Below are 19,502 nucleotides of genomic sequence, written 5' to 3'. Positions count from 1 at the left end.
GTTCCGGCAGCCTTCAGTGGTCTTTGCAGAGTTAAGACAGGCGGCTTAGCGTTGCACTTCGAACTTGAATCCGCCGAGAAGCGTTGTTTAGGTTTTGCCTGCGTGACGCTTTAGTTGCGCATACAGTAACAATCCGCAGATTACACTCTGTTGCAAAGAGTAATCTTCTGGACAAAAAAACCAACTTATTTGGCAGAAAAGGGGCTTATTTTGTGACTCGATTCAAAGAAATAAGTGAGGGAATAATAAAATTGCCTGACTTCATTTATGAGTCACATTTATCACATATCAGTACACATTCGCTGCTCATCACATATATGAATGAGAAGGCTTTCTGTATTAACCGGGTATTCGCCTCGCGAGTACTCACTCATTCACCTGCCACATCGGCCTACACCGCCTGCCCGCACGCCCACGCCGAACTCCACGCCCACTGGAAGTTATACCCGCCCAGCCAGCCGGTGACATCCACCACTTCGCCGATAAAGTACAGCCCTGGTACATCACGCGCTTCCATGGTTTTCGATGACAACAGCGTGGTATCCACCCCGCCCAGCGTCACCTCGGCAGTACGGTAACCTTCGGTGCCATTCGGCTGCACGCGCCACTGATGCAGCGCCGTAACCAGCTCGCTCTGCTGACGGCTGTTAAGCTGTTTTAACGTCACATCCGGCACCGTGCCCAGCATCTGCAGCACTTCAATCAGTCGTTTCGGCAACACTTTCGCCAGCGTGTTTTTCAGGCTCTGATTCGGATGCGCACTGCGTTCATCATTCAGCAGTGCCTCCAGATCCTGTTGCGGCGACAGGTTAATCTCAACAAATTCGCCCGGCTGCCAGTAACTGGAAAGCTGTAATACCGCCGGGCCGGACAGGCCACGATGGGTAAACAGCATGGCTTCTTTAAAGACGGTGCCATCCTGCGCCGTCATCACCGTCGGCAGCGACACGCCGGACAGCGTTTGCAGATGGTCCAGCAACGGTTTGTGCAGCGTAAACGGCACCAGCCCGGCGCGGGTCGGGAAGACGTTCAGGCCAAACTGCTCCGCCACCTTATAACCAAATGGCGAGGCACCCAGTCCCGGCATCGACAGGCCTCCGCTGGCGATCACCAGTTTCTCCGCCTGCACCTCCGCACCATTGAGCTGCAGCGTGTAGCCGCTGTCATCACGCACCACACTCAGCACTTCACTGCGCAGCCGCATCACCACATTCGCCTGCTGGCACTCTTTCACCAGTAAATCGACAATTTGCTGCGCCGAGTCGTCGCAAAACAGCTGACCAAGCGTTTTCTCATGCCAGGCAATACCGTGGCGATTGACCAGATCGATAAAGTCCCACTGGGTATAACGCGCCAGCGCAGACTTGCAGAAATGGGGATTGTGCGACAGATAGGCCGCCGGCTCAGTGTACAGGTTGGTAAAGTTGCAGCGTCCGCCACCGGACATCAGAATTTTGCGCCCCGGTTTTTTGCCGTTATCCAGCAGCAGAACCCGGCGACCACGCTGGCCCGCCTGTGCGGCGCAGAACATGCCTGCCGCCCCTGCGCCAATAATGATAACGTCAAACTTTTCCACAACTCACTCCCGCCGCCCGGCAAAAAACGCTGATTGTAGAGAGTTGGCGGGGTTGATGCCAGCGTAACAAAAGTGTAGTGAAAGTAACACAATGTAACTATCTAATTTATCGTGCTTTTTCACTACAAATTGCGCACTCCTTACGCTTTAATATCAAAAAAAGTCCACATTTCCCTTCCCCCCGGCACGCTTTGTCGCGGATAATGCGCCGCGTTCATGTCCTCCAAAATGGCGTAACGTTTATGCTGCATCTGTTTGCTGGTCTGGATTTTCATACCGGCCTGTTATTAGTACTCGCTCTGCTGTTCGTGCTGTTCTACGAAGCCATCAATGGTTTTCATGACACCGCTAACGCAGTGGCGACCGTAATCTATACCCGAGCAATGCGATCGCAGTTAGCGGTGGTGATGGCCGGGGTGTTCAACTTTTTTGGTGTTCTGCTCGGTGGCCTGAGCGTGGCTTACGCGATTGTCCACTTACTTCCTACCGATCTGCTGCTGAATGTCGGATCGGCCCACGGGCTGGCTATGGTGTTCTCCATGCTGCTCGCGGCCATTATCTGGAACCTGGGTACCTGGTACTTTGGTTTACCGGCTTCCAGTTCCCATACGCTGATCGGCGCCATTATTGGCATCGGTCTGACCAACGCCTGGCTCACCGACGCCTCGCTGGTTGAAGCGCTGAATATTCCCAAAGTGATCGGCATCTTTATGTCGTTGATCTTGTCCCCGATTATCGGTCTGATCGTCGCAGGTGGCCTGATTTTCCTGCTGCGCCGTTACTGGAGCGGGACGGTAAAACGCAGCCGTATCCATATGACCCCTGCGGATCGTGAGAAGATTGATGGCAAGAAAAAGCCACCATTCTGGACGCGTATCGCCCTGATCGTGTCAGCGATTGGCGTCAGCTATTCCCACGGCGCAAACGACGGTCAGAAAGGGATTGGTCTGATTATGCTGGTGTTGATCGGCGTCGCCCCGGCGGGCTTCGTGGTCAATATGAATGCTTCCGGTTATGACATCACGCGTACCCGTGATGCGGTCAACCATATGGAGCAGTATTACCAGCAGCATACCGATGCTCTGGCGCATATCATTCAGCAGGCTCCTCCTGCGCTGCCAACGCCAGAACAGGCACCGGACGCGCCGAAAGAGTTTCACTGCGACAGCTCACGGGCGTTAATCGCCATTCAGCGTGCGCAGGGGATGCTGACCAATCTGCAGAGCTACGATGCACTGAGCGTTGAGCAGCGTGCGCAGATGCGCCGTCTGCTGATGTGCATCTCAGACACTGCCGACAAAGCCAGCAAACTGCCGGAAACCAGTGCCGACGACAAACGTTTCCTCAGCAAGATCAAAGGCGACCTGCTGAACACCGTCGAATATGCACCAATCTGGATTATTGTTGCGGTCGCACTGGCGCTGTCACTGGGCACCATGGTGGGCTGGCGTCGTGTTGCCACGACGATCGGCGAGAAGATTGGTCGTAAAGGTATGACTTACGCGCAGGGAATGTCAGCGCAGGTCACTGCCGCGGTATCGATTGGTGTGGCCAGCTACACCGGGATGCCAGTGTCGACCACTCATATCCTCTCCTCGTCCGTTGCCGGCACCATGCTGGTCGACGGCGGTGGCGTGCAGACGCGCACCATCAAGAGCATCGCGCTGGCGTGGGTGTTTACCCTGCCGGTATCGATTTTGCTCTCGGGTGGACTGTATCTGATTGCGCTGCGTTTCGTCTGATAATGCGGGGGCCTGTTGGCCCCTGTATTTTTTCAGTGCCAGATCGCTAATCCCACCAGACTAATCAGCACCAGACCGCACAACGAACTGGTCAGAATAAACTGCCCGCGCACCCGCTCACAGCGGCGGATAAACTCCTCATCATGATGATCACGATAGCGCTGCGCCCAGATATAACGCACCAGGCGTACCTGTTTGCTCGGCTGACCATGAGAAGTAAAGAAACCCGCGCCATCCACATACTGATACAGCAACGGATCGCAGCCGCGAAGCACCACCAGTAACGCGCGCAGAGACGAGTAATACCGCGCCATATTCACCAAACAAACCACACAGAGCGCCCAAAACAGTGCGATGGTGCTGATCATGATCCCCTCCCGGCTAATTATCGCAGGATAGTTATCAGCGGGTTACGCTGGCTACGCCCCACAATATATTGCCAACCACAATTGAACCGGACAGAAATGTTTTCCAGGAAATGGCGACCGCAAAGCAATTTGAGACCGTCATAATCCAGTGTAGGAGATCTGATCAATTTTTTTCCAGCGCTGTTTTCGTCGTTTCTGGCAACGGGACGAAAATTCATTTTGATCGCGCTCGCAAAGGCCTGCGGCACGCATAACATTTGTTAACATTTGACGCTATACTGACAACATAACAAAGTGACGCCAGAAAACGTATCGTGCGTCACGCCAGCAAGGCAATGAAATCCGCGGCGTCCATCGCACGCCGTTAGCGCCAGCGGTTTCAGCTGATTGTGATATGGCAGGATAGCCCTCTGCCAGGCATGCACATCTAATGGAAGGAGTTGAATTATGGCTTATAAACACATCCTGATTGCAGTGGACCTTTCTCCGGAAAGTAAACTGCTGGTTGATAAGGCGGTTTCACTGGCTCGCCCTTATGACGCGAAAGTGTCGCTGATTCATGTTGATGTGAATTATTCCGATCTCTATACCGGCCTGATCGACGTTAATCTTGGCGATATGCAGAAACGTATCTCCGACGAGACCCATAATGCGCTGAAAGAACTGTCAACCAACGCAGGCTATCCCATCGCGGAAACCCTGAGTGGCAGCGGCGATCTGGGTCAGGTACTGGTCGATGCCATTAAGAAATATGATATGGATTTGGTGGTTTGCGGGCATCACCAGGATTTCTGGAGCAAACTGATGTCCTCCGCGCGCCAGCTGATCAATACCGTCCATGTAGACATGCTGATCGTGCCACTGCGCGATGAAGATGACGACTAATTAAGTCATCGGCGGGGGAACCGTGTCGTTGTTCCCCCATCGCCCGCCTTCCCCCACACAGTGGGGGAAGGGGCTAATTCAGTGGCGGGTAAATATCAAAACGGTGGCTTTTCGTCGTCACCGCGGACTGTGTCGCCACATCGGCCAGTGGCGGCGCATAGTCCGGCCGCTTCACCACGACACGTTTTTTTGCCAGTCGCCGTGCCGGTTCCAGTAAACCGTCAGCGTCGTTATCCGCGCCCACCAGCGTCTGAAACACCCGCATTTCCTTCTTCACCAGCGCACTCTTCTGCTTGTGCGGGTACATCGGGTCGAGATAGACCACGTCCGGCTGCGGCGTAATCTCGCTGAGCGCCGTCAGGCTGGAGGTGTGCAGCAGACTTAACCGCTCGCGCAGCCAGCCGCCAATTTCCGCATCCTGGTAACCACGCTGCAAACCATCATCCAGCAGCGCCGCGACCACCGGATTGCGTTCCAGCATGCGTACCCGGCAGCCAATCGCCGCCAGTACAAAGGCATCACGCCCCAGCCCGGCGGTGGCGTCCACCACATCCGGCAGATAACCACTTTTGATGCCGACCGCTTTCGCCACCGCTTCGCCGCGTCCGCCACCAAACTTGCGCCGGTGCGCCATCGCGCCGCCGACGAAATCAACGAAGATGCCGCCCAGCTTCGGTTCATCGCGTTTGCGCAACTCCAGATGCTCTGGCGTCATCACCAGCGCCATCAGCGCGCTGTCGTCATGCTCCAGCTGCCAGCGCTGCGCTAAAACAGATAAGGCGCCGTTACCGGCGCCTGATTCATCGATTAAGCAGATTTTCACGCGCTGCGTTATCCCTTAATCCCATAGTGTTCCAGCATCGCATCCAGCTGCGGCTCGCGGCCACGGAAGCGTTTAAACAGCTCCATTGGCTCTTCGGAACCGCCACGCGTCAGGATGTTATCGAGGAACGACTGGCCGGTTTCACGGTTGAAAATGCCTTCCTCTTCAAAGCGCGAGTAGGCATCCGCCGCCAGCACGTCAGCCCACAGATAGCTGTAGTAACCCGCGGCATAGCCACCGGCAAACACATGGCTGAAAGCGTGCGGGAAACGTCCCCAGGACGGACCTGGCACCACGGCGACCTGCTGCTTGATCTCTGCCAGCGTTGGCAGGATCTGCGCGCCTTTCGCCGGGTCGAACTCGGTATGCAGACGGAAATCGAACAGGCCGAACTCCAGCTGACGCAGGATAAACAGCGCCGCCTGGTAGTTCTTCGCTGCCAGCATTTTATCCAGCAGTTCCTGTGGCAGTGGCTCGCCGGTTTCAAAGTGGCCGGAGATAAACGCCAGCGCGTCCGGCTCCCAGCACCAGTTTTCCATAAACTGGCTTGGCAGTTCGACCGCATCCCATGGCACACCGCTGATGCCGGACACGCCCGGGGTTTCAATGCGCGTCAGCATATGGTGCAGGCCATGACCAAATTCGTGGAACAGTGTGGTCACTTCGTCGTGGGTAAACAGCGCCGGTTTGCCATTCAGCGGACGGTTAAAGTTACAGGTCAGATAGGCGACTGGCTTCTGCAGAGAGCCATCCGCTTTGCGCATCTGGCCGACACAGTCGTCCATCCATGCGCCGCCGCGTTTGTGCTCACGTGCGTACAGGTCGAGGTAGAAGCTGCCGCGCAGCTCGCCGCTCTCATCAAACAGGTCGAAGAAGCGCACGTCCGGATGATAGACATCGACATCATTGCGCTCTTTCGCGGTGATGCCGTAAATACGTCTCACCACTTCAAACAGGCCATTCACCGCGCGCTCTTCCGGGAAGTAAGGGCGAAGTTGCTCATCGCTGATGGCGTACAGATGCTGTTTCTGCTTTTCACCGTAGTAAGTGAGATCCCACGGCTGCAGTTCGCTGATACCGTGCTCTTTCTCCGCAAACGCACGCAGCTGCGCCAGCTCTTTTTCACCCTGCGGACGCGCACGTTTTGCCAGATCGGTCAGGAAGTCGATCACCTGCGCCGGGCTTTGCGCCATTTTGGTCGCCAGTGATTTATTGGCATAAGAATCAAAGCCCAGCAGTTGCGCCAGTTCATGACGCAGCGCCAGCGTTTCCGCCATCACTTCGCTGTTGTCCCATTTGCCGGCATTCGGCCCCTGATCGGACGCACGAGTGGAGTAAGCGCGGTACATCTCTTCACGCAGCGCCTGGTTGTCACAGTAAGTCATTACCGGCAGATAGCTCGGGATATCCAGCGTCAGCAGCCAGCCCTGTTGCTCTTTCGCTTCCGCCTGTGCTTTGGCAGCCGCCAGCGCACTTTCCGGCAGGCCGGAGAGTTCGCTCTCGTCAGTAATCAGTTTGCTCCAGCCCATGGTGGCATCGAGCACATTGTTGCTGTATTTCGAACCCAGCTCAGAAAGACGCGCCGCGATTTCGCCATAGCGTTTCTGTTTCTCTTTCGACAGGCCGATACCGGACAGTTCGAAGTCACGCAGTGCATTATCCACCGCTTTCTTCTCCGCCACGCTGAGCGCCGCGTAGCTGTCACCCTCTTTCAGATTACGATACGCCTGATACAGACCTTCGTGCTGGCCGACCCAGGTGCTGTATTCGGACAGCAGCGGCAGGGTCTGCTCATAGGCCTCACGCAGTTTCGGGCTGTTTTTCACCGAATTCAGGTGGCTGACCGGCGAGAACAGGCGACCCAGACGATCGTCCACTTCCGCCAGCGGCTGCACCAAGTTATCCCATGTATAAGGCGCGCCCTGTGCAACGGTTTTCTCCACCGCGGCGCGGCAGTCATCCAGCGCCGCCTGCACAGCTGGCACCACATGTTCTGGTTTAATCGCGGAGAAAGGCGGAAGCGTAAACGATGAGAGTAACGGGTTGGTCATAGCGCAGTCCTTGTGGTTGTGAGTGGCGCAGTAGCGCGCGCAATACTAATAACATGCGGCCAGGTATGGCGAAAATCAATGGATACGCAGCGGCTTTTCGTAAACATCACGCTTACTGGGCGCATTTACACGCGCTTCCCGCTATACTATGCGTCCTATACGCGCCCTACCGGATATCAACAACGCTATGCTTAGTTATCGCCACAGTTTTCATGCCGGCAACCATGCCGACGTCCTCAAACACACCGTGCAGAGCCTGATCATCGAGGCACTGAAAGAGAAAGAAAAACCGTTTCTTTATCTCGACACGCATGCCGGCGCTGGACGCTATCAGCTGAGCGGTGAGCATGCAGAACGCACCGGCGAATATCTGGAAGGGATTGCCCGTATCTGGCAGCAGGACGATGTTCCGGAACTGCTGCAGCCTTACCTCAGTGCGGTAACCGCGCTGAACCACGGCGAAAAACTGCGTTACTACCCGGGTTCGCCGCTGATTGCCCGTCATCTGCTGCGTGAAGATGACAAACTGCAGCTGACCGAACTGCATCCCAGCGATTTCCCGTTGTTGCGTAATGAGTTCCTGAAAGACCCACGCGCCCGTGCTGAACGCGCCGATGGTTATCAGCAGCTGAAAGCCAAACTGCCACCACCATCGCGCCGTGGTCTGGTGCTGATCGACCCGCCATACGAAATCAAAACCGACTACCAGGCGGTGATACAGGGGATTCAGGATGGTTACAAGCGCTTTGCCACCGGGGTGTTCGCCCTGTGGTATCCGGTGGTGCTGCGCCAGCAGATCAAGCGCATGTGTAAGGAGCTGGAAGAGACCGGTTTCCGCCGTATTCTGCAGATCGAACTGGCGGTACGCCCGGACAGCGATCAGCGCGGCATGACGGCTTCAGGCATGATCGTGATTAACCCACCGTGGAAGCTGGAGCAACAGATGAAAGATCTGCTGCCGTGGCTGCATAAAACGCTGGTGCCAGCCGGCACCGGTCACACTCGCGTAGAGTGGATTGTGCCGGAGTAACCCCCTGCCACAACCCAGGATGGCACCCAGGCCACCCTGCCAGCGGCGCATAAAAGATGAAATTTGTGCGCCCGCTTCCGGACAAAAATTGGTCACTGCACGCGTCCTGTGAGAGACTTGATGCTTTATCGCACAAGGATGCTGCGCCATGGAACGCTCCCCACATCACTGGCAGTGCCACGAAGGCAGTTTAGTGCTGCCACAGGGCTATCAGGACCGAACGGTCAATCTCTTTACACCCGCAACGCCCTCTGCCCCAATACTGAATATTGTCCGCGACCAGCTTGATGCAGAGGAAACACTGACGCAGTGGATCGATCACCAGCTGACGCAGCTCGCGGCACAGCTCGCGGACTGGCGGCAACAGGCGCGCGAACCGGTCTGGCTCGGTGCGCAGCGCGTGGCTGGCGAATGTTTTCATTGCGACTATCGCTACCAGGGCGCACGACTCTGGCAGCAGCAGGCGGTGTTTAATCCTGCTGATACGCAGTTGCTGATATTCTCTATGACTCACTCAGCACCTCTGCAGGCGGCGGACACGCAGGTATTTCATGGGTTGTTGCGCAGTTTTACTGCGCATCAGCCCTCAGGCTGAGTCACTGCGCCGCGCGCTTTACACTTTAAACAGGGCAAAATCGCGTGCCAGTTCGGTGGCCGGGAAAATCGCCTGGCACTCCGCCAGCAGCTTTTCACTGTCCGCAAAACCGTAGCGCGCACTGAAATGGGTGGCGATCAGCCGTTTCGCGCCCGCCAGCTGCGCCGCCGTTGCTGCCTGCACGGTGGTGGAATGGCCGCGTCCGTTGGCTTTTTCCGCCATCGCCGCTTCCAGCGTGGTTTCATGCACCATCACATCCACGCCCGCCGCCATCTCACTGGCGACTGGCGTCGGTGCGGTATCGCCAAAAATCGCCACGGATTTCGCGGCCATCCTCCAGCACCACCGTTTCACCGCGTTTCAGCTGCTGGAACCAGCTGCCGCGCGGAATACCCTCCGCCGCCAGCCGGTCAGCATCCAGCACGCCGGGTTTTGCATGCTCTTCAATACGATAGCCATAGCACTCAATCACATGCGACATCGGCCACGCCGTCACCCGCATCTGCCCGTCATCACACACCTCACCCGCACCAATCTCGATAATCTCCAGCGGAAAGGTGGCGTAAGACGCGCTCAGCGTCAGCGTGGTTTCGACAAAGGCTTTAATGCCTGGCGGGCCGTAAATGGTTAATGGTTCCGTCGCACCGCCCATGGAGCGGCTGGTCAGCAGACCGGGCAGGCCAAAGATATGATCGCCATGCAGATGAGTAATAAAGATTTTGCTCATTTTCCCCGGCTTCAGCGGGCTGCGCATCATCTGATGCTGTGTGCCTTCGCCGCAGTCAAACAGCCAGTAGTTGCTGCTCTGGCTGTTATTGAGGATCAGTGCGATAGAGGTGACATTGCGTTCGCGGCTGGGCGTACCGGCACAGGTGCCGAGGAAAAGCAGTTCCATGATAATGAATTCCAGGCTTTACTTAACATTTAGCGGTAATTGTAGCCTCCACCCTATCACAACCATAGGCGCAAACTTTGCGGCAATCCATCGAGTAGCGTTACACTCTACGCCAGTATTTCTACCCAACTTATGGAACAGGTTCGATGACCAGACATTACGACTATCTTGCTATCGGTGGCGGCAGCGGCGGCATCGCCTCCATCAACCGTGCAGCCATGTATGGACAGAAATGTGCGCTGATCGAAGCAAAAGATCTTGGCGGCACCTGCGTGAACGTCGGTTGCGTACCGAAAAAAGTGATGTGGCATGCTGCGCAAATCGCGGAAGCGATTCATCAGTATGGTCCGGATTACGGCTTTGACACCACCGTCAACAAGTTTGACTGGGCCACGCTGGTGAAAAACCGTAGCGCCTATATCGACCGTATCCACACCTCGTACGACAACGTATTGGGTAAAAATAAAGTAGATGTGATCAAAGGCTTTGCGCGTTTCGTTGATGCGCATACCGTGGAAGTGAACGGTGAAAAGATCACGGCTGATCATATTCTGATCGCCACCGGCGGCCGTCCGAGCCATCCGGCAATCCCGGGCGCCGAATACGGTATTGATTCCGATGGCTTCTTTGAGCTGGATGCGCTGCCAAAACGTACGGCAGTGGTCGGTGCCGGTTATATCGCGGTAGAAATCGCTGGCGTGGTCAATGCGCTGGGATCAGAAACCCACCTGTTTGTGCGTAAACACGCGCCACTGCGCAGCTTTGACCCGCTGATCGTCGATACGCTGGTTGAAGTAATGAACACCGAAGGCCCGACCCTGCATACCGAATCCATTCCGCAGGAAGTGGTGAAAAATGCTGACGGTAGCCTGACGCTGAAACTGGAAAACGGTAAACAGCAGACCGTCGATTGCCTGGTGTGGGCGATTGGCCGCGAACCCGCCACCGACAACCTGAACCTGGCGGTGACGGGCGTTGCGCTGAATGAAAAAGGCTATATCAGCGTTGATAAGTTCCAGAACACCAACGTCAAAGGCATCTATGCCGTGGGCGATAACACCGGTGCGGTAGAACTGACGCCAGTGGCGGTGGCAGCAGGCCGTCGTCTCTCCGAGCGTCTGTTTAACAACAAGCCGGACGAGCATCTGGACTACAGCAATGTCCCGACTGTGGTGTTCAGCCACCCGCCAATCGGCACCGTTGGCCTGACCGAACCGCAGGCGCGTGAGCAGTATGGCGATGGTGAAGTCAAAGTGTACAAAACTGCGTTTACCGCCATGTACACCGCCGTGACTCAGCACCGTCAGCCGTGCCGGATGAAGCTGGTCTGTGTGGGCAAAGAGGAGAAGATCGTCGGCATCCACGGTATCGGCTACGGTATGGATGAGATGCTGCAGGGCTTCGCCGTGGCGCTGAAAATGGGCGCGACCAAGAAAGACTTCGATAATACCGTGGCGATTCACCCGACGGGCGCAGAAGAATTTGTGACGATGCGTTAACCTGACCTGGATCGTATGCACTCTTTACAGAGCCTGAATGTGAAAGAATTCAGGCTTTTTTTGTCTGTACTGTTCTGTTTTCTAATGGAACAGGGTTTTGAACCGGGTTTGAGATCAGATTATCGGCTTGCCACTACATACCATTTGGCTATAATAAAAATCCCAAACGGGAGACGAATTATGAAAACATTTGAGCCTACCGCATCCGCTAAAAAACCCAATGATCTCTGGAAAGCTGCTGGCCTGAATAGTGCCGATGGCGTTGAAATTCTGCACCAGATACATGAAGGACTTGAAGGCCAGATTGCCAACCGCATAGCCAAATGGGCGCACATCAGTCAGCTTGATTTTCGTAAAATGACGGGGATCCCTAACACAACATTTAACCGCAGCTTGAAAGACAGGTTTACGGCGAATCAGAGCGAAAAAATTGTTCGTGTCATTCGGGTTCTTGCCCGTGCAGTTGAACTGTTTGAAGGTGATAAACAGGCTGCACAAAAATGGCTTAATGAGCCAAACCGGGCACTAAACTGGAAAACACCCTCAGAACTGACATCATCTGAGACGGGTGCGTATGAAGTCATCAATTTAATTACAAGAATTGAACACGGAGTTTATTCTTGATCCTCTACAGATTGACTAAAACCAGACACCTAACAACGGCCTGGTCAGGATACGGAGCCAAACAAGGTGGTGGACGCTGGAACAGCATAGGTACGTCGATGGTTTACCTCTCGCAAACAGCGTCCCTGACAATGCTGGAAACTCTGGCACACCTGAATGAAACAGGGATTATGGATTCATTCACACTGCTACAAATTGAGATTCCTGATGACCACGCCCAGCAAGCTAATATGTCGTCATTACCTGACGACTGGAGTAAAGAAAAAGCGCCGCCCGAACTTTCTGCTTACGGAGATGCATGGGTGAACTCAGGCTCGTCGATAGCCCTGCGAGTGCCCAGCGCCCTTTGCCCTGTGGAATATAACTACCTGATTAACCCAGAGCATCCGGATTTTCACAGGCATCTGCACACCGTCGTTATGATACCCTTCAAATTCGATACCAGGCTGAAATAGCCCTGACGTAGTGCCTGCACGGGAGTGAAGCGGCTACTTTTCATATTTTTATGGGTGAATAATATTAGTTTGTTGATGAGATCCCCATCACACGTCCTCGCCACCAAAAATCCCCGCCAAACCACTCACGCCAGCAGATTACCGCTCACCCTGCCAATCCAACCGCTTAGCCATTTATTCCCCCGTCAAAGTCCGAAATTGGCGACCATAGGGGTGGCATAAAAACGGTTCGTAAACCGCAAAACCAGCCTTTCTCGTAACGATCAACTCTTACATCAGGCTTTACTATGGATTATAAAAAACTCCTTAAACATGTACCCTGGATGATACTTGGCATTATCGGCGCCTTCTGCCTAGCGACCATTGCCTTACGCCGGGGTGAACACGTCAGTGCACTGTGGATTGTCGTCGCATCCGTGTCGGTGTATCTGGTGGCATATCGCTATTACAGCCTCTACATTGCGCAGAAGGTGATGAAGCTGGACCCCAGCCGCTCCACCCCCGCAGTGATCAATAACGATGGTCTTAACTACGTCCCGACCAATAAATACGTGTTGTTTGGTCACCACTTCGCGGCGATTGCAGGTGCAGGTCCGCTGGTCGGGCCGGTACTGGCAGCGCAGATGGGCTATCTGCCGGGCGTGCTGTGGCTGCTGGCCGGTGTGGTGCTGGCCGGTGCCGTTCAGGACTTTATGGTGCTGTTTATCTCTTCCCGCCGTAATGGCGCCTCGCTGGGCGAAATGGTGAAAGAGGAGATGGGACCGGTGCCTGGCACCATTGCCCTGTTCGGCTGCTTTATCATTATGATCATTATCCTCGCCGTACTGGCGCTGATTGTGGTGAAAGCGCTGGCAGAAAGTCCGTGGGGCGTGTTTACCGTCTGCTCTACGGTGCCGATTGCGCTGTTTATGGGCATTTATATGCGCTTTATTCGCCCGGGTCGGGTGGGTGAAGTGTCAGTTATCGGGATTGTGCTGCTGGTCGCCTCCATCTGGTTTGGTGGCGTGATTGCCCACGATCCATTCTGGGGTCCGGCGCTGACCTTCAAAGACACCACCATCACCTTTACGCTGATTGGTTATGCCTTTGTCTCCGCACTGCTGCCGGTATGGCTGATTCTGGCGCCACGCGATTATCTGGCCACCTTCCTGAAAATCGGTGTGATTGTCGGTCTGGCGCTGGGCATTATTCTGCTCAATCCGGATCTGAAAATGCCAGCCATGACCCAGTTCGTTGATGGCACCGGTCCGCTGTGGAAAGGCGCGCTGTTCCCGTTCCTGTTTATTACCATCGCCTGTGGCGCTGTTTCTGGCTTCCATGCGCTGATCGCCTCCGGCACCACGCCAAAACTGCTCGCCTGTGAAACCGATGCGCGCTTTATTGGTTACGGTGCGATGCTGATGGAGTCGTTTGTGGCGGTGATGGCGCTGGTTGCAGCGTCGATTATCGAACCGGGTCTCTACTTCGCGATGAACACCCCACCAGCGGGTCTGGGCATCACCATGCCAAATCTGCATGAACTGGGCGGTGCAAATGGCCCGGCGATTATGGCGCAACTGCAGGACGCCACAGCACATGCCGCGGCAACCGTCAGTTCCTGGGGCTTTGTGATTTCACCAGAACAGATCCTGCAAACGGCGAAAGACATTGGTGAACCGTCCGTGCTGAACCGCGCCGGTGGCGCGCCGACGCTGGCGGTAGGTATTGCGCTGGTGTTCCACCAGATCGTACCGATGGCCGATATGGGCTTCTGGTATCACTTCGGTATTCTGTTTGAAGCGCTGTTTATCCTCACCGCGCTGGATGCTGGCACCCGTTCTGGCCGCTTTATGCTGCAGGATCTGCTGGGTAACTTCGTGCCGTTCCTGAAGAAAACCGACTCACTGGTGGCAGGTATTGTCGGCACCGCGGGCTGTGTTGGCCTGTGGGGTTACCTGCTGTATCAGGGCGTGGTGGACCCACTCGGCGGCGTGAAGAGCCTGTGGCCGCTGTTCGGTATCTCTAACCAGATGCTGGCTGCCGTCGCGCTGGTACTGGTCACCGTGATTCTGGTGAAAATGAAGCGCACCAAATATATCTGGGTCACCGTGGTGCCCGCGGTATGGCTGCTGATTTGCACCACCTGGGCGCTGGGCATGAAGCTGTTCAGCACCAACCCGGCAATGGAAGGCTTCCTGTATATGGCGAACGAGTATAAAGCCCGTATCGCCGCAGGCGGTGAGCTGAGCGCGCAGCAGATCGCCAATATGAACCATATTGTCGTGAACAACTACACAAATGCGGGTCTCAGTGTGCTGTTCCTGGTGGTGGTGTACAGTATTATCTTCTACGGTATTAAAGCATGGCGTAAAGCGCGTCAGACTGACGAACGTAGCGACACAGAAACCGCTTATGTTCCCGTACCGGCAGAGGGTGTGAAAGTGTCATCCGGCCACTAACATCGCTCCTTCCTCCGCTTGCGGGGGAAGGATGGGAGGGGAGCTGGCGTCGTTGCTCCCCCTCCCCGACCCTCCCCCATTTTATGGGGGAGGGGGCGTTTTATCCGATCAGGAAACGATATGTTTGGTAACCTAGGCGAAGCAAAAAAATATCTCGGTCAGGCGGCGCGTATGCTGATTGGTATTCCTGATTACGATACCTATGTGCAGCATATGCAGACCAACCATCCCGACCAGCCCGTGATGACCTATAACGAATTTTTCCGCGAACGCCAGCAAGCGCGCTACGGCGGCGATGGCAAAGGCGGCATGCGCTGCTGCTGACGGATAAAGGAGAGTTGAATGACCCCGATTGCGGTCACCGTATTAAGCGGCTTTTTAGGCGCCGGCAAAACCACCCTGCTGCGCCATATTTTGCATGAGCAGCACGGTCAGAAAATCGCCGTAATTGAAAATGAATTCGGCGCGACATCGGTAGACGATCAACTGATTGGCGACCGGGCGACACAAATTAAAACGCTGACGAATGGTTGCATCTGCTGCAGCCGATCCAGCGAGCTGGAAGACGCGCTGCTGGATCTGCTCGACAGTCGCGACAGCGGCCAGATCAGCTTCGATCGTCTGGTGATCGAGTGCACTGGCATGGCCGATCCCGGTCCGATCATTCAGACCTTTTTCTCCCATGAAATCCTCTGCGAACGCTATCTGCTGGACGGTGTCATCACCCTGGTGGATGCGGTACATGCTGACCAGCAGATGAATCAGTACACGCTGGCGCAATCGCAGGTGGGCTATGCCGACCGGATTCTGCTGAGCAAGACCGATATCGCCGGTGACAGCGCACCATTAACTGAGCGCCTGCAACGGATTAATGCGCGCGCGCCAGTCATTCCGGTGGTGCACGGTGAGATTGACCTGGCGCTGCTGTTTAATACCCGCGGCTTTATGCTGGAAGAAGAGGTCGCGCCCGCTAAACCGGCCTTCCGTTTTGTCGCGCAGCAACCGAATGACATCACGTCGATTGTACTGGAGCTTGATTATCCACTGGTGCTGGATGAGGTTTCACGCGTGATGGAGGGGCTGTTGCTCAGCTTCGCCGATAACCTGCTGCGTTATAAAGGCATGTTGTGGATTAACGGCGAGCCGCGCCGTCTGCTGTTCCAGGGCGTGCAGCGCCTGTACAGCGCAGACTGGGATCGCGACTGGCAGCCGGATGAAACACCGCAGAGCAAGCTGGTGTTTATTGGCGTGCAGCTGCCGGAAGCGGAGATCCGCAATGCGTTTGCCGCACTGCGCCAGACAGAGTCCGCCTCATAATCCCAGACTCTCTTTCAGCGGTTTGAGATAACGCCGGCTCACCGGAATGGTGAGTCCGTTACGCAGCAGCAGCTCCGCCTGACCATTATCCTCCAGGCGGATCTCTTTCAGATGAGACATGTTCACCAGATACTGCCGGTGGCAGCGCAGCAGTGGAGTGCGATGCTCCAGCGTGCGCAGTGTCAGCTCCGTCAGCCCCTCTTTTCCTTCGTTATTGGTGACATACACCCCGCTCATCCGGCTGCTGACAAAGGCAACGTCATCCATCTGCAGCAGATAAATACGGCTGTGCCCGCTACAGGGAATAAATTTCAGCGGCTGCTGGCTCTCCGGCAGCAGCGAAATATCCTGATCGCTACGCTGCTGACGCAGACGCGCGAGGGTTTTCTGCAACCGGTCAGTGGCGATCGGTTTCAGCAAATAGTCAAAGGCGTGCTCTTCAAACGCCTGTACCGCATAGCTGTCATACGCGGTGAGAAACACGATGTACGGGCGATGCTCGCTGTCCAGCATCCCCACCATTTCCAGGCCGCTGATACGCGGCATCTGAATATCGAGGAACAGTACGTCCGGACGCAGTTTATGTACCGCGCCAATCGCCTCAATGGCGTTCGCACACTCGCCGACAATCTCAATATCACTTTCATCCTGCAGCAGAATACGCAGATTCTCACGCGCCAGTGGCTCGTCGTCGACAATCAGCACCTTTAACATCATTACGCCTCCAGCGGCAGTTTCAGGCAGATACAGGTAAAGCGGTCGGCTTCACAGCGAATGGTGATGCCATAGTTATCGCCAAACTTCGCCCGCAATCGCTTATCCACCAGGCCCATGCCCAGCCCGTTGCCCTGTGGTTTTTCCTGATACAAACCGGCGTTATCGGTGATCGCCAGCAGCAGGTGGTCACCTTCGCGGCTGGCCTCAATAGTGATTTCCCCCGCGCCAAGCAGCTGCGAGGTGCCATGCTTAATGGCATTTTCGACAATCGGTTGCAGGCTGAACGCGGGCAGATGGTGATGCGCCAGCGTGTCAGGGATATTCAGCCGCACCTGTAATTGTTCCTGAAAACGCGCCTTTTCAATCTGCAGATAAGCATTCACATGTTCGATTTCATCGGCCAGCGTGACGATTTCTGTCGGACGTTTGAGGTTTTTGCGAAAGAAAGTCGACAGATATTGCACCAGTAACCCGGCCTGTTCACGGTCACGGCGGATCACCGCCATCAGAGTATTGAGGGCGTTAAACAGGAAGTGAGGATTAACCTGGGCGTGCAGCAGCTTAATCTCAGATTGCGCCAGCAATGCCTTCTGGCGCTCGTAATTACCCGCCAGGATTTGCGCCGACAGCAGCTGTGCGATGCCTTCACCCAGCGTGCGGTTAATCGAACTGAACAGGCGATTTTTCGCCTCATACAGTTTAATGGTGCCAATAATTGTCTGATTTTCACCGCGCAGCGGGATCACCAGTGTGGAACCGAGTTTGCACTGTGGATGAATGGAGCAGCAGTAAGGCGTTTCATTACCATCGGCGTACACCACTTCGCCGCTTTCAATGGCACGCCATGTCCAGGCCGAGGAGATCGCTTTGCCCGGCAGATGGTGGTCATCGCCGATACCGGTGAATGCCAGCAGCTTCTCGCGGTCGGTAATCGCCACCGCGCCAATATTCAGCTCCTGGCGCAGCACCTGAGCGACTTTCAGGCTGTTTTCTTCATTAAATCCCTGGCGCAGAATCCCCTCCGTGGAAGCGGCGACTTTCAGCGCCACAGCCGAAAAAGCAGAGGTATATTTCTCAAACATCGCGCGCTTATCCAGCAGGATGCGCATAAACATTGCCGCACCAAGGGTGTTGGTCACCATCATCGGCGCGGCAATACTGGAAACCAGATGCAGCGCCTGGTCGAACGGGCGCGCAATCAGCAGGATAATCACCATCTGCACCAGTTCGGCAACAAAGGTGATCACCCCCGCCGTCAGAGGACTGAACACTTTGTCAGGGCGACCACGCTTAATCAGCACACTGTGGATCAGACCGCCCAGTAGCCCCTCCACCATAGTGGAAATCATGCAACTAAGCGCCGTCATGCCGCCCAGCGAGTAGCGGTGCAATCCGCCGGTCAGCCCGACCAGCCCCCCCACCACCGGCCCGCCCAGCAAGCCGCCCATCACCGCACCGATGGCGCGCGTGTTAGCGATCGAATCTTCGATATGCAGACCGAAATAGGTGCCCATAATGCAGAACACGGAGAACGTGACATAACACAGCAGTTTATGTGGCAGGCGTACCGTCACCTGCATCAGCGGAATAAACAGGCGGGTCTTACTCATCAGCCAGGCAATGACCAGAAAAACACACATCTGTTGTAATAACAGCAACACCAAGTTTAACTCGTACATCCCCGGATACCGCAACGTAGAAAAAACGCCAACATAGCGCGAAAATGCCTTAGCTGACGCAATTCAGCAGGAAAAAATGTCAAAGCGTGATCCGGATCGACTCTGGCGTGAGTGGCAACGATGATAAGCACGGCAGCAGATAAAAAAGCCTGCATGTCAGCGCCCCCTCGCGCGGGCCAACATACAGGCGTTGTCAGGCCATTCAGCAGAGGATTACCCCCTGGCGATCAGCTTAGCCACACTCAAACAGCGGCAGCCAGTACACTGATTTTTTCGGTAATGCGATCTGCGGCATATTTTGCAGGCGTTTCAGGCTTTTAAGCGGCTTATCCCCCTTCAGGCTGATCACCGCATCATAACAACAGCCGACAAATGCACAGCTGTCACGGTAGTGCTTCACTTCATCCAGACAGGCTTCTGCTTTATCCATTTTTCCGGTTCTGGCATACAGGATCGCCAGCAGGCAATTGATAATGATGTCACACGAGCTGTCACATCCCTTCATTTCCGTGGCATAGGCGATCGCCGCTGTCGCGTCTCCCACCAGGGTCAGAATAACCGCATGCAATACCCGGGCGGCAAAGAACTCCGGATTCAGGGAGAGCGCCACACCGGTCATAATTTGCGCTTTATCGTACTGCTTATTTTGCATGAAATAGCAGGCATAGTAGTAATAGACTTCGGCGCTTAATGGCGAAAGAATAATCGCCAGCTGAAAATCAGACTCTTTCTGGCGGATTCAAGTTCGAAGTGCAACGCTAAGCCGCCTGTCTTAACTCTGCAAAGACCACTGAAGGCTGCCGGAACC

Annotated in this window: 17 protein-coding genes and 1 pseudogene; 10 read left to right on the top strand and 8 right to left on the bottom strand. The window is 55.3% G+C overall.

Annotated features, from left to right (window positions below):
* Positions 1-391: 391 nt before the first annotated feature.
* On the bottom strand, positions 392-1,576 hold the full coding sequence (locus ACSZO1_RS15690) for an NAD(P)/FAD-dependent oxidoreductase (protein WP_437614179.1): 1,185 nt from the start codon (positions 1,574-1,576) through the stop codon (positions 392-394).
* A gap of 242 nt (positions 1,577-1,818) precedes the next feature.
* On the opposite strand from ACSZO1_RS15690, the gene pitA reads away from it, so the two are divergent.
* A complete protein-coding gene (pitA, locus tag ACSZO1_RS15685; RefSeq protein WP_437614177.1) occupies positions 1,819-3,318 on the top strand; it encodes an inorganic phosphate transporter PitA in 1,500 nt (499 codons plus the stop codon).
* 32 nt (positions 3,319-3,350) lie between these two features.
* Here the strand turns inward: pitA and uspB are convergent, their stop codons facing one another.
* On the bottom strand, positions 3,351-3,686 hold the full coding sequence (uspB, locus tag ACSZO1_RS15680) for a universal stress protein UspB (protein ID WP_437614175.1): 336 nt from the start codon (positions 3,684-3,686) through the stop codon (positions 3,351-3,353).
* Positions 3,687-4,133: 447 nt separating this feature from the next.
* On the opposite strand from uspB, the gene uspA reads away from it, so the two are divergent.
* Positions 4,134-4,571 (top strand): universal stress protein UspA, encoded by a 438-nt coding sequence (gene uspA / locus ACSZO1_RS15675; protein ID WP_437614173.1) that lies wholly within the window; start codon positions 4,134-4,136, stop codon positions 4,569-4,571.
* 73 nt (positions 4,572-4,644) lie between these two features.
* On the opposite strand, the gene rsmJ is transcribed toward uspA, so the two are convergent.
* Together rsmJ and prlC are read right to left on the bottom strand one after the other, a co-directional pair.
* Entirely contained in the window at positions 4,645-5,394 is a 750-nt protein-coding gene (gene rsmJ, locus ACSZO1_RS15670) for a 16S rRNA (guanine(1516)-N(2))-methyltransferase RsmJ (protein WP_437614171.1), read from the bottom strand.
* 8 nt (positions 5,395-5,402) lie between these two features.
* Positions 5,403-7,445: an oligopeptidase A gene (gene prlC / locus ACSZO1_RS15665; protein WP_437614169.1), complete on the bottom strand. Its 2,043-nt coding sequence runs from the start codon at positions 7,443-7,445 to the stop codon at positions 5,403-5,405.
* Positions 7,446-7,632: 187 nt separating this feature from the next.
* On the opposite strand from prlC, the gene ACSZO1_RS15660 reads away from it, so the two are divergent.
* Positions 7,633-8,475, top strand: a complete 843-nt coding sequence (locus tag ACSZO1_RS15660) for a 23S rRNA (adenine(2030)-N(6))-methyltransferase RlmJ (RefSeq protein WP_437614168.1) — start codon at positions 7,633-7,635, stop codon at positions 8,473-8,475.
* Between the two features lie 148 nt (positions 8,476-8,623).
* Positions 8,624-9,070 carry a DcrB-related protein gene (locus ACSZO1_RS15655; RefSeq protein ID WP_437614166.1) on the top strand — a complete coding sequence of 149 codons (447 nt, stop codon included), beginning with the start codon at positions 8,624-8,626 and terminating at the stop codon, positions 9,068-9,070.
* Between the two features lie 18 nt (positions 9,071-9,088).
* Here the strand turns inward: ACSZO1_RS15655 and rnz are convergent.
* Positions 9,089-9,965 (bottom strand): annotated as a pseudogene (gene rnz / locus ACSZO1_RS15650) (ribonuclease Z).
* A 146-nt stretch (positions 9,966-10,111) separates the two neighbouring features.
* Here rnz and gorA point away from each other — a divergent pair.
* The 6 genes from gorA (at position 10,112) to yjiA (ending at position 16,298) form a co-directional block, all read left to right on the top strand.
* A complete protein-coding gene (gene gorA, locus ACSZO1_RS15645) occupies positions 10,112-11,464 on the top strand; it encodes a glutathione-disulfide reductase (RefSeq protein ID WP_437614164.1) in 1,353 nt (450 codons plus the stop codon).
* Positions 11,465-11,644: 180 nt separating this feature from the next.
* Positions 11,645-12,088: a type II RES/Xre toxin-antitoxin system antitoxin gene (gene parS / locus ACSZO1_RS15640; protein WP_437614162.1), complete on the top strand. Its 444-nt coding sequence runs from the start codon at positions 11,645-11,647 to the stop codon at positions 12,086-12,088.
* Entirely contained in the window at positions 12,085-12,543 is a 459-nt protein-coding gene (locus ACSZO1_RS15635; protein ID WP_437614160.1) for an RES family NAD+ phosphorylase, read from the top strand. The genes parS and ACSZO1_RS15635 overlap by 4 nt, the downstream gene beginning before the upstream one ends.
* Before the next feature lie 287 nt (positions 12,544-12,830).
* Positions 12,831-14,981, top strand: coding sequence for a carbon starvation CstA family protein (locus ACSZO1_RS15630; protein WP_437614159.1), 2,151 nt, complete (start codon positions 12,831-12,833; stop codon positions 14,979-14,981).
* A 120-nt stretch (positions 14,982-15,101) separates the two neighbouring features.
* A complete protein-coding gene (locus ACSZO1_RS15625; protein WP_437614157.1) occupies positions 15,102-15,305 on the top strand; it encodes a YbdD/YjiX family protein in 204 nt (67 codons plus the stop codon).
* 18 nt (positions 15,306-15,323) lie between these two features.
* Positions 15,324-16,298 carry a GTPase gene (gene yjiA, locus ACSZO1_RS15620; RefSeq protein ID WP_437614155.1) on the top strand — a complete coding sequence of 325 codons (975 nt, stop codon included), beginning with the start codon at positions 15,324-15,326 and terminating at the stop codon, positions 16,296-16,298.
* Here the strand turns inward: yjiA and btsR are convergent.
* From btsR to ACSZO1_RS15605, 3 genes are all read right to left on the bottom strand, one after another.
* Positions 16,293-17,012 carry a two-component system response regulator BtsR gene (btsR, locus tag ACSZO1_RS15615; protein ID WP_437614181.1) on the bottom strand — a complete coding sequence of 240 codons (720 nt, stop codon included), beginning with the start codon at positions 17,010-17,012 and terminating at the stop codon, positions 16,293-16,295. The two genes, yjiA and btsR, sit on opposite strands and share 6 nt — an antisense overlap.
* A 2-nt stretch (positions 17,013-17,014) precedes the next feature.
* Positions 17,015-18,694 (bottom strand): LytS/YhcK type 5TM receptor domain-containing protein, encoded by a 1,680-nt coding sequence (locus ACSZO1_RS15610; protein ID WP_437614153.1) that lies wholly within the window; start codon positions 18,692-18,694, stop codon positions 17,015-17,017.
* 232 nt (positions 18,695-18,926) lie between these two features.
* A complete protein-coding gene (locus ACSZO1_RS15605) occupies positions 18,927-19,346 on the bottom strand; it encodes a tetratricopeptide repeat protein (protein ID WP_437614151.1) in 420 nt (139 codons plus the stop codon).
* Between the last annotated feature and the right edge of the window lie 156 nt (positions 19,347-19,502).

The organism is Erwinia sp. V71, from assembly GCF_965644245.1.
GTDB lineage: Bacteria > Pseudomonadota > Gammaproteobacteria > Enterobacterales > Enterobacteriaceae > Erwinia.
The sequence above is the reverse complement of the archived record's forward strand: the minus strand, read 5'-3'. Positions and strand labels throughout refer to the sequence as shown.